Raw genomic sequence first — 11,175 nt, 5'->3', positions numbered from 1 at the left:
TAAAGTTAACCCGCTGCATGAATTTGGAGATGGTTTCTTCGCTGGATTGAACCACCAGGTGATAGTGGTCATCCATGATAGACCAGGAGAAGCACTTGAAGGAGTACTTTTCCTTGGCGATAGAGATCTGTTTGAGTAGGAAATTCTTCATTTTTTCACTTGAGAAGACTTTTAGTTCAGGGATGCAGGCGGATTTGATTTGGTAGAAGGCGTTCGGGACGATCATTCTTGGTTTGGTCGCCATGTGTCCTCCTTTACTATACACGTGTGTATCCTGAGGGTTATTCAGGGTAAAAAGAGAGTAGCAAAAATCGGGGCAAATTTGAGTCGAAGATTCACCCCTGAGGTGAATTATTGCCTCAGGGGTCACATATCACTATGTTATCTCGCAAGAAGGGAAGATTTCACCTCTTTATTGGTGACCTGTTGAATTAAGTCAAAAAGTCACCTCCGGGGTGAGAGCATCACAGAAGGAGAATGACCCCAGAGATGACTTATTGCCTAAAATTCCTATGCCACTGTTTCACCTCTGAGGTAAGGATCTCAGAAAGATGAATACGTGACTTCAACCCCCATGGGCACAAAACTTGCTTACCTTTTGTAAGACCTCAAACCTTCTAACAATTGAAAACTGGAGAATAGATGCTCAAATGGATTAGTGACTATAAACGAATAGACATTCCAGGAGTGATGGGAGAGATTTACCTCCACTCAAACGCTATTGTCTTGAAAGCTGGTTCATTTTCAGGTGCTTTTATCATACCTGCCTTTATCAGGACATCCCTGAACGGAAAAGTACAGAAAAAAATAATCATAGATATTACCCGCTTAATACAGATTGGGTCATTTCTTTTAAGTCTGCTGATATTAACATTTGCAAAAAGGATGCAGAAGTATGGATGAGAAAAAGGAAAAGAATGCTTTCACAACTTATGATGTACAGAATAATGAGGATGCCAGAGAGGTATTTGAGCAATTCATCGCTGTTGCTCATGTAGACTCTGTCTTTGGGCAGCCACTGACAGTAGGAGAGTACACTGTAATTACAGCCTCAGAAGTATCTGTTGCGATGGGGATAGGGTATGGAAAAGGCTACGGGAACTATCCTGCAAAAGGCGAAAGAGATATAAAGGAACAGAGTAGTGCAGGAAGTGGAGGAGGGGGGGGAGGCGTTTCTCTGGCACGACCGGTGGCAACCATAAGCATTGGTCCGAAAGGAACAACAGTGGCTCCAGTACTCGATTTTACAAAGGTATCGATAGCACTGATCACTGCCTTAGGAAGCATGGTATTAGTATTTTTGCAGATGCTGGGAAGATCAAAAAAATCACGATAATTTGGACCCCGGATATACTATTTTTTTAACCATGAAAATCCCTGTCCACCAGGCTGGTGCGATTGTCTTCAGGATTATCGACCGGCAGGTTAAAATTCTGCTAATACGGTCTAAAAAGGATCCCACTAAGTGGGTATTCCCCAAAGGACATCTGGAAGACGGAGAATCCGAGGAAGAAGCCTCCAGGCGGGAACTTTACGAAGAAGCCGGCATAGAGGGAGAAATTGTTAAAAAAACTGGTATTCTTAACTACTGTTTCGGGGGGAAAAACTATGAAGTCGTTTTTTTTCTCTTCAGGTTTCTTAAAACCTCCGGAATGGGTGAGCCGGGGAGAGAGCCTTCCTGGTTCAGTGCTGAGGAAGCATTAAGGCGTGTTTTACCTAACTCCCGTGATCTGCTGCAACACACTCTATCTTTGATCAGCGAGATACCTTAATTATAAAAACCCTTGCCGAACCGTAGTTCAGCAAGGGCCTCGTGCACCTTCACCCTATAGAAGGAGGCATGTGAAGTGGCGACCTTTCAGTCACCATATTAAATTCGCATGTTGTATGGAATTATTGTGTCTTGTTTTCGATACCGATCCATGAAAAGTTCCTTACAATAGCAATTCCCCAAAGCCCATGCCTTAATTGCCTGGTTTGGAAGATAGAAATAGTGGTTAATCGCTTAAGACCTTGGTGCATGTTGAAGCACTATTTCATCTCTGAGGTAATTTAACAACCATTTTTAGCCTCAAAATTTCTAAACGTTCTTACAAAAAGGTAACTCCGTATTTTTACCTCGATTCAAACATTCAGGCAAATCAGTTATTTATCAGTCACTGTGTTACCTCTGAGGTAAATTGGAAGGGTGAGCCGGGGAGAGATCCTTCCTGGTTCAGTGCTGATGAAGCGTTAAGGCGTGTTTTACCTAACTCCCGTGACCTGCTACGATACACATTATCTTTGATCAGTGAGATACCTTAATAATAAAAAACCCTTGCCGAACCGTAGCTCAGCAAGGGCCTCGTGCACCTTCACCCTATAGAAGGAGGCATGTGAAGTGGTGACCTTTCAGTCACCATAATTAATTCGCATGTTATGTGGAATTATTGTGTCTTGTTTTGGGATATCGATCCATGAAAAATTCCTCAAAATAGCAATCCCGAAATACCCAAGCCATATTACTTGCTTCGGAAAGTGGAAAGATCACTATTTCATCTCTGAGGTAATTTGTCATTTCTCACCCTCAAAATTTCTAAAACATTCTAACAGAAAGAAAACTCTGTGCTTTTTCTTGATTTAGACATGCAAGTAAATCAGTTATTTAACAGTCACTGTTTTACCTTTGAGGTAAATCAGAAGCCTATTTAGAACATCCCATTTTCATCTCCTCAAGAATAGAACCAGTATTTGGCATCTAATGCCTCGGTACCTCAAATCCCAGCTTCGATCTTATAAATAATAAAAAACCCCCGTTCAGTTTTTTCCGACCGGGGGTTTCATGCACCTTCACCCTTAAGAAGGAGGTTGCGGTATTACCTTACCGCTATAAGTTATACGAGCCCAGTAGGGTTAATATTGCTGTAGAAATTTTCTTCGATAACAATTGGAATCTAAGGCACACATTTTGATTCCAGAAATAAAACAAGAAACACAATTCACCAGGTGCGGAAATTAAAATCTGCCCTGTTCCGGAATTTGGTTCCGGACAGGAGATCAATGATGCGTTTTGCTGCGTTCTTATACTTTCTTTCAGCTCTCCCGGTAATTTCTCATATTAATTCACCCGTTTTCATACACTCAGAAAATGAATTCACTTACAAATTTACCCTGAACAGCAGTCTTCAGACTGACTCTCTGCTCTTCCTGCTTTACGACTTCAAGCATGTTAAGCTTTACTCCACTGATGCATCGGATCAGAAACTACTTAGTACCGGGGAAAGACACTACGATATTGAAATTCTTATAAAATATCTGTTCTATTCCAGCAGGTCTGTTTACAGGCGGATTTTCCTGCCTGAGAGCTCGATGGTGAAAATTGAGATGATCGAGTCCAGACAGAACAGTAAACTTTTTCCCCGTATTCTCGATTACCATGCTAGTTACAGTGTTATCAGAGAAGATGAAATATCTGTTCTGAGCTTTATTCAGAATGTTACTCTTGATAAATCCATTAACTGGTTTTACCTGAAGATTCTGAGAGAGAAACTGGATGAATTTGCAGAAAGTCTGGAAGAATATATCAGGGCAGAAGAAAAAAAAAGGGCGCTTTAAAGCGCCCCTGTTTTTATAAAGAGCTTATGGCTCCCAGATTATGGCGAAGCTGCCGTCTGTTCTTACCCAGATACAGTTTTCATCCTGCATTACGATATAGTATTCTCCATCAAGACCATCCACCTCTGAGTCCTCAAGTGTGAATTTGGGCTTTGGAGAATTGAAATTGTGTTCAGGTTCGAAGTTCTTGTAGTATGGAGAAACACCGTAATTAAATGCAAAACTGTAAATTTTGTTCTGTCCTGGATCCCAGTTGAAAGTAAATGAGGTAACAGTATAAAGCATATCGGGATCAGCATCACCCTCGATAGTGTGGTTCTTATACTGGGCATTACCAACGGCCGGAAGAGGGTCTGGAGATGGGACACCGTATTTCTGGAAAAGGCTGACAACCGCCGTTACAATAACTGTTCTGGTTACTACAGTCTTATTTCCAGCTTTGTCGCTGACAGAGTAAGTTATTGTGTATTCTCCCACTACCTGGGTATTGACTTCACCCTCTTTCTTGACATTATAGGTAATTGTCCCATCCATGTTATCGGTAGCAGTACAGCCAGGGTCTGTCCAACTCTTTCCAACTGTTACCGTATCCGGATTATCGCCCAGGAGTTTTATCACAGGGGGTACCTGATCAAGAGTGATTGTGCTGGAAACCATCACTTTCCTTGTTCTTTGTGTGACATTACCCGCAGCATCAGATACCGTGTATGTAATAATGTGTAGTCCCTCGACACTTGTATTGATTGTAGGAGGATCTTTGGTAACCTGATTGGTGATTATCCCATCAACATCATCAACGGCTGTATACCCAGGATCAACAAAATCTGCTCCAACTGCTATGGCCATAGAGTCTTCACCAATCAGAGTAAGATCCGGTGGAGTGAAATCGCCTCCACCACCCACCTTTACGTATCTGCGTTTTGATGTGAAGTTACCGGCCTCATCAGTTACAGTGTAAATCACCCAGTAAACTGCAGCACTGTCGACTTTGACCGGATTGGTTACCTGGATTTTGTTGGTAATATTTTCGTCTTTGTTGTCTATTGCTGTGGCTCCCGGATCAACGAATGCTTGACCCAATTCTAGGAAAACGGAGTCCGGTGGATTGAGAGTAATAACTGGCGGAATATTGTCTTCTTCATGTACCGCTTGCACAACTACAGTACGCTTTATAGAAGAAACATTGCCTTTAGAGTCCACTGCAGTGTATGTTATTTCATACCTTCCAATAACAGCAGTATTTACTTCTCCACTTGTTGTAACTGCGCAAGGCTGGCCATCACCGATATCATAAGCTTCTGCTCCGCGTTCATTATATTCCGTTCCCTGGTAAATTGTTACTTCGGGAAGGCCGTTAAGACTGATCACCGGGCCGGAAGTATCTACTACTGATTCAGGGACTACCACAAAAGTACGGATTACCGGGTCAGCAGCATTGAATGCCCTGTCCGAGACTGTGTAAGTCATCTGATATGTCCCCGGAATAAAAACTGAAATATTATGGGTGATTTTAATCTCACTGGTGATATCTCCATCTATATCATCAACCGCGCTGCAGTAGCCGGATTTGATATTGGAATAGAGCTCCACCTTTTTTTCAGGATCTTTGACTTTGATATAGACTGTCATTTCACCAGTCAGGGTAATCACCGGTTTTATAGTGTCATTATCCGGGTCTTTATAATTTGGTATCCCATCCCCGTCATCATCTTCGAGAAAATATGGTATTCCATTCCCATCTTCATCTAGGAGCAAATCCGGGTTATTCTTTCCTATGAAATTACTCCCTTGAGCATCCAGGGGATGATCGAATGGAACATCGGTACAACTCATCACCGCTAACAGAGATAAGAGAGCCAGCAATAATCCAGTTTTCTTTCGCATATTCCACCTCAACGATTAGAAAAGATAATGGGTAAAGGGATAGAAACCGCGAAACTTAACCCTGCAATACCAGCACCGATGTAGCTATAGTTTCGGTAATTCTTCCACTTCTCGATCTGATTGTGTAGATCATTTATATAAACATAATTGCCATAATCGCCTTTACCTTTTTCCTTATCCTGTTGATATTGATCGTATTTTTCTGCTACCTGCATATCGCAGAAATACCCTACTCCTATAGCACCCGCTGTGAGAACACCTGAGGCAACTCTCCAGATAAAAACAGGAACCCATTTTTTGTCTCCTGTTCCGGTAGCTACAACTACTCTGCGTTCCGGCTGGCCGCACTGCTCCATTATTCTTTTAACTTCCATTCCCACTGAGGGGAGAGTGTCCATTCCATCAACAAGCTCAACAGCTCTCTTACAATTTCCCTCCTGAACCTCGATCTTTGCCAGTCTCACAGAAACTTCCACATCTGTATATCTTCTGGCCAGAAAGAGCGAGTAAACATCTTTGGCGCGTTCAGTCATCCCCAACCCTTCAAACATCATTCCTGCCTTGGGCAGATAATCTTTGTAGGCTTCGTTATTGATATGGAAGAGGCTTATGTAACATTCTGCTGCTGCACTGTCCTGACGCATTCTTGAGTACAATTCAGCCATCTGCCTCCAGGCATCTTCATTATCCTGCTGAATACCAAGACTTTTTCTGAACGCCTCTATTGCCTGATCGTTTGCGCTCCCCAGAGCTGCATACCTTAAACCAAGGTCATAATAATCACCTCTGTCCAGTTCCCGTCCTGCAGAAGCCGCTTTGGATAAATAGCTGGAGCTGCCGGAAAGATCATTAAGACCAATGCTGACCAAAGCAAGCTGGAAATAGATTTCTCCATCTTCTCCGCCCTTTTCAAGTACAGAGAGATATTCACTCTTGGCTCTGCTCAAATCCCCTTTGGCCTCATGAATTCTTGCAATTTCAGCCTTTGCGGGAAGTTCCAACGAATTTTCACTCATAGCCTGCTCTGCAGCATCCAGCGCATCATTGTATTTGCCGCCCTGACGATAGTATGAAGCTAACTGCAGGTAGAGAGCCGGATATGAACTGCCAAAAGTGGAGATAAGCTTTTTCTGGTGACTAATAGCTTTATCATACTGCTTTGCTCTGGAGCAGATAGCGGCTGTAATAAACCTTGCTGCATGCATCTGAGAATTCTGATTGACCAGCTTTTCAAAGCCATTAACCGCATTTTCCGCTCTTTTCTGGGAAAAATCACCTACAGAAACGATTTGATTTCCAAATGTTTCAATCGCCTTTGAATTTTTACCAAGTACATCAGTTGCCAGGATCGTCTGTACGTCTGAGGGAATAGTACCAACCAGAGCGGTCGCAATCTCGTTTACACAATCAAACAATCCGTTTTCAATCTCCTGGATAGCAAATTCCTGGGTACTGGAGGTTAGCCTTTTGTTCTCGGCAATAGAATAAAGCTCCAGATTGAATTTAACCTTTTTGCCCTGAGGTTCATATTCCTGATAAAACAGATAAGTGGCGCCCAGTTTCTTTGCTGCATCTATATAGGAAGTTCTGGAAATACGACGGGAGAAATCTCTGAAGTATTGAACATTGTTAGCTATCTTCTCCTGCGATATCACCTGAATACCCGGCAGTGCACCAATTTTCAAATGAAAATAAGCTTCAGATACAGCGGCAATATACATGGTTTTTTCTTCGGTTGAGTAAGGGGCGTAAACAGGTCTTGTGATAAGGATCTGAGGAGGCCCGGCTCTCAGAACAGCAGTACCTGATGTAACAGTAGGAATGGAAAGAGAAGGTGCCGGAGAGGGCGCAGGTGTAGAAACCGGAGCTGGTGCGGGCGCCGGAGCAGGTGTAGTGCTTATAGATGAACTCGGTGTGGGTGTGGCAGGCTGCGGCTGAGTTGTGACAGCAGCAGGCTTTGGTGCCTCGGTTTTTTCCACTGAGGGTTGCTTTTCAGGAGCGGGAGTACTCTTTGCCGGAGCAGGGGGAGGTGTTGATTCCCCTTCCAGATCGAATTCGCTTTCTAAAGCTTCCAGATCGGCATCATTCCAATCATCCAAGTCGCCCCCGAAATCATCATACTGTGCGAGAGCCCCTTGCTGAAATGATAAGATGCCAAGAGAGCAAACCAGCAATAATGTCCAGATTTTTCCCATATTTACCCTTCCTGCTACCTGTATTTCCGTTTTTAGTGGGGAAATTTCCTTAATACGTTCATATCTATATTAATAGACAATAGACAAAATAAATCGCTTAAATGATAATAATACTATAATTGCACGCTTTTTTGAACCCAAATTTTAACAAACTATCTGCCTGAGTCCGGAACCGTTCTCCGTAAAGCCTGGTATCCAAGATGCGCAATCAACTGGTCGAGCAGAACAATGGCAGTGTAGTTCTCCGCAACCGGCCAGATTCTGGCCACAATTGTGGGATCACGACGGGTTATTGCCGCCAACTCCTTATTTTCATAAGTATACTTGTCAATTGTATTCTGTTTCTTGTCGATAGTAGGAGTCGGCTTTATAGCAAGACGTGCAACGATATCCTGCCCGGTTGCCAGGCCACCTGTAATCCCGCCGGCATTGTTGGAATCAAACACAACTTTACCACTTTCTGAGTGCATCCTGTCATTTGATTGGTAACCGGTCATGTCTTTGACGGCAAAGCCGGCACCAATCTCTACTCCCTTGACTGCTGCTATGCCCAGCATTCTCCCTAATTCAGCATCAAGCTTTTCAAACACCGGTTCTCCCATCCCTGCAGGAACTCCTGTGGCGATCACCTCTATTACTCCGCCAGCAGAATCCCCAGTGGCAGAAATCCGGTTCACTGCATCAACCATTGCCTGGGCAACTTCCAGGTCAGGACAGTTCAAGACAGGATGAACGTCGTATTTTTCACTGATCTCCTTTTTGTCAGGAATAGGAGCCTTATCACGTATTGCATCGATTTCCTTCTCTATCTCCGAGAAAATCCGCACCTTTTCCAGAAAACGCATAGACATGGTGATGCGGTTCTTTACATATATCTCCTGATAAAAAGGATCAAAATCCCTGCGCATCTCTTTGTAGCTCTCTGCCTTTTCTCTGATGAGATCATGGTTCATCTCAGGGCAGCTTACGCCTCCCATTTCTTTAACATAAGAGAACACATTAATTCCTGATAAACGCAGTATCTTCTTTGCGATATAACCGGCAGCCACAATCGCAGATGTGTATCGTCCACTGAAAATTCCTGCCCCGATAGCATCATCATCAGGACCGTATTTCATGAAGGAAGCAAATGAGGCATGGCCAGGACGAGGTGTTCTGTTTGTATCCTGGTACTGTTTGATATGAATAAAATGACGGTCCAGATTCGGGATTAGTACAGTTAAGGGAGTGCCATTTGTGTGGTTCTCGTTTCCTGCTTCCTCTATTGTATCGGCTGCATTGAGACCACTGTAGATCAGAGGCAGATCCGGTTCCTTACGAGGTGAAGAAAGCTCATCTGCGCCAGGCTTCCTCAACAAAAGATCACCATAAATCTCCTGCTCATTTAAAGATATTCCCGGGGGAACACCCTGAATTACAGATGTCAGCCCTTCCTGGTATGATCCACCAGCTATAGTAACCTGAAACAGTTTCCCCAAATGACAGCCAAACATGCGCTCTCCTGAAAGAAAAGGAATTTTAACATCTCAAAATAATAAATACATCAGTTAAAAGGGAATCATTATAAATATGATAGAGAGGCGATTTTTCTAAAGAAGACAGGATATATTTTCAGACTCATACAGAGAGTTTGTCTTTTATACGTAATAGGACTGGAAATACAATGAAAATAGAGATGCTTATAGGATTGATGGGAGGAACACTCACAACCATCTCTTTTGTGCCTCAGGTTCTGAGAGTCTGGAAAACCCGGTCCGCAAGAGATCTTTCCTTTACAATGTTTCTGCTTTTCGCAATTGGCGTGCTGCTGTGGCTGATATACGGTATAATTCTTGGGGAGTGGCCTGTTATTCTGGCTAACTCTGTTACGCTTGTTTTCGCGATAATAATCCTGATCTTCAAAATCAAATACAAATAGAATTCAATTTCAGGAAACACACTGAAAAGGGAACCTCCACCAATTACCGTAGAGTAATGTCCCGGGTTTCAGACCTGAAAAAGCAGATCCACTATTATAGTAGAAAATGCGCTTCCGGCCTCCTGGTTAATGTCGCCTGTACATTTTTCCTGGAAAAGCTTTTATCAGATTTTTCCTCAGAGATAACTACGTGATTTAACGAGTTAAGTCACGGTTTCACCTTCGAGGTAACCCTGTAATTTAACTGATTAAGTCACATTTTCACCTCCGAGACAACGTAGGATTCAAAGGAAACGATTTGCAAGGATCTGTTTCATCGCTTCTTCATCAAGGACTACAGATCCGGCAACGTGACCTGAATTCTGTAATGCCCGTGGCGGTACCGAACTATCCTCAATTTCTCCTTCCACAAGAACTATTATTTCAACCTCTCTTCCAATAAGTTTCCTTATCTCAGGAAAGCTGAGTACAATTTTATCGGAATTGACTTTCTGTTTAATAACTATAGCGGTATGCATGTGTAAGCTCCTGTAAATTCAAGTAAAAAGTCCGGATTACTTAATGTAGATTCTACATGGTGTACACATAGGAGTGTATAATTTTTTAGTCAAGATGTGGCTGCGGAACAAACCTTAAAAACCGTTACTTTCCAGAGGTGAGATCAATACCCAGGCCTGCTCCCAGAGTTTGCTTTGATCTGGGCATTTTGTCGAATTCACGATCATAAATGATGTTGTAGTAGTATGAAAGAATCAGGTTGCGGGTAAGGAAAAAACTCACAGAGGTCTCCAGTGAAACATCCGGATACCTCCAAAAATCAGTTTCCGCTTTCTTTGTGGCCTCAGAACTGATAAAAGCAGAGAAAATCTTCAGCTTGCTATTAACCATCAGAGTCTGAGGTTTCAAAAACTTAAACTCCGACACGATCTCACCACCGCCATCTTTAACAATATCAAGAACATACAAGGTATGGCCGACTGTATCTTTTGGCAGTGGATGATCAGAGTCGATTCTCTGGCGAAGCGCACATCCAAATCTGGTATTCCAGGTTATACTCTTGGTTTTTATCAGGTCGCGTGCAAATCCCAGACTCTCAGTAAACTCTACAGGGTTAAGATACCTTTTATCTGTATCCCTTCTGTTATCTACAAACTGGCTCCTCAAGTGAGCCGATAAAAAAGGATCTATAAATTTTCCGATATCAAAGCGTAAAACCGACTGCACCTGAATATCATCCGACGATTTCTCCGGCGAAGACCATCTTTTAGTGCTTTTGTCCTGTAACTTTGTCTGTCCAAAAATGAGTTTGATTGTTGTTTCTGAAAGAGCTTTCTCGTACAACCGTTTTTTCACCATAACAGTCATTTTTGAAACCCATGCCAGACTTCCTGCATCTTTGCTTTTCCAGTTACTACTGAATGTATTGAGGGCTACTGTTAAATCAGCATCCAGCGAATACTGCCATCTTTCCGAGGGGTAACAGAGCTGAACAAGTATGAAAGTTAAAAAAACTAATCGGTAAAACAACATCTGATAACAAACCACAGCAGGAGAGGGGATATCAGTAAAAATGTACCATGCAGG

At 42.8% G+C, this 11,175-nt stretch carries 11 protein-coding genes; 5 read left to right on the top strand and 6 right to left on the bottom strand.

Annotated elements, in window-relative coordinates:
- Positions 1 to 244, bottom strand: a 244-nt coding sequence (locus GX089_02900; GenBank protein ID NLP01417.1) for a hypothetical protein, incomplete at its 3' end; no start/stop codon positions are given.
- 398 nt (positions 245 to 642) lie between these two features.
- Here GX089_02900 and GX089_02895 point away from each other — a divergent pair.
- The 4 genes from GX089_02895 (at position 643) to GX089_02880 (ending at position 3,594) form a co-directional block, all read left to right on the top strand.
- Positions 643 to 903, top strand: a complete 261-nt coding sequence (locus tag GX089_02895) for a hypothetical protein (GenBank protein ID NLP01416.1) — start codon at positions 643 to 645, stop codon at positions 901 to 903.
- A complete protein-coding gene (locus GX089_02890) occupies positions 896 to 1,336 on the top strand; it encodes a hypothetical protein (GenBank protein NLP01415.1) in 441 nt (146 codons plus the stop codon). Before GX089_02895 ends, GX089_02890 begins: the two co-directional genes overlap by 8 nt.
- Positions 1,337 to 1,367: 31 nt before the next feature.
- Entirely contained in the window at positions 1,368 to 1,772 is a 405-nt protein-coding gene (locus tag GX089_02885; GenBank protein NLP01414.1) for an NUDIX domain-containing protein, read from the top strand.
- Between the two features lie 1,267 nt (positions 1,773 to 3,039).
- Positions 3,040 to 3,594, top strand: a complete 555-nt coding sequence (locus GX089_02880) for a hypothetical protein (GenBank protein ID NLP01413.1) — start codon at positions 3,040 to 3,042, stop codon at positions 3,592 to 3,594.
- Between the two features lie 24 nt (positions 3,595 to 3,618).
- Here GX089_02880 and GX089_02875 read toward each other — a convergent pair whose 3' ends face one another.
- From GX089_02875 to GX089_02865, 3 genes are all read right to left on the bottom strand, one after another.
- Positions 3,619 to 5,478 (bottom strand): DUF5011 domain-containing protein, encoded by a 1,860-nt coding sequence (locus GX089_02875; GenBank protein NLP01412.1) that lies wholly within the window; start codon positions 5,476 to 5,478, stop codon positions 3,619 to 3,621.
- Between the two features lie 8 nt (positions 5,479 to 5,486).
- The gene (locus tag GX089_02870; GenBank protein ID NLP01411.1) at positions 5,487 to 7,673 is read right to left on the bottom strand and encodes a hypothetical protein; all 2,187 of its coding nucleotides are present in this window, start codon (positions 7,671 to 7,673) and stop codon (positions 5,487 to 5,489) included.
- Between the two features lie 152 nt (positions 7,674 to 7,825).
- The gene (locus GX089_02865) at positions 7,826 to 9,166 is read right to left on the bottom strand and encodes a chorismate synthase (GenBank protein ID NLP01410.1); all 1,341 of its coding nucleotides are present in this window, start codon (positions 9,164 to 9,166) and stop codon (positions 7,826 to 7,828) included.
- 170 nt (positions 9,167 to 9,336) lie between these two features.
- Between GX089_02865 and GX089_02860 the strand changes: the two genes are divergently transcribed.
- Positions 9,337 to 9,591 (top strand): SemiSWEET transporter, encoded by a 255-nt coding sequence (locus GX089_02860; GenBank protein NLP01409.1) that lies wholly within the window; start codon positions 9,337 to 9,339, stop codon positions 9,589 to 9,591.
- Positions 9,592 to 9,875: 284 nt separating this feature from the next.
- Here GX089_02860 and GX089_02855 read toward each other — a convergent pair whose 3' ends face one another.
- A complete protein-coding gene (locus GX089_02855; GenBank protein ID NLP01408.1) occupies positions 9,876 to 10,109 on the bottom strand; it encodes a hypothetical protein in 234 nt (77 codons plus the stop codon).
- 124 nt (positions 10,110 to 10,233) lie between these two features.
- Positions 10,234 to 11,121, bottom strand: a complete 888-nt coding sequence (locus GX089_02850; protein ID NLP01407.1) for a DUF3078 domain-containing protein — start codon at positions 11,119 to 11,121, stop codon at positions 10,234 to 10,236.
- Positions 11,122 to 11,175: the final 54 nt, after the last annotated feature.

It is taken from the genome of Fibrobacter sp. (assembly GCA_012523595.1).
Lineage (GTDB): Bacteria > Fibrobacterota > Chitinivibrionia > Chitinivibrionales > Chitinispirillaceae > JAAYIG01.
Note: the sequence above shows the minus strand (reverse complement) of the source record. Positions and strands in the feature narration are given on the sequence as shown.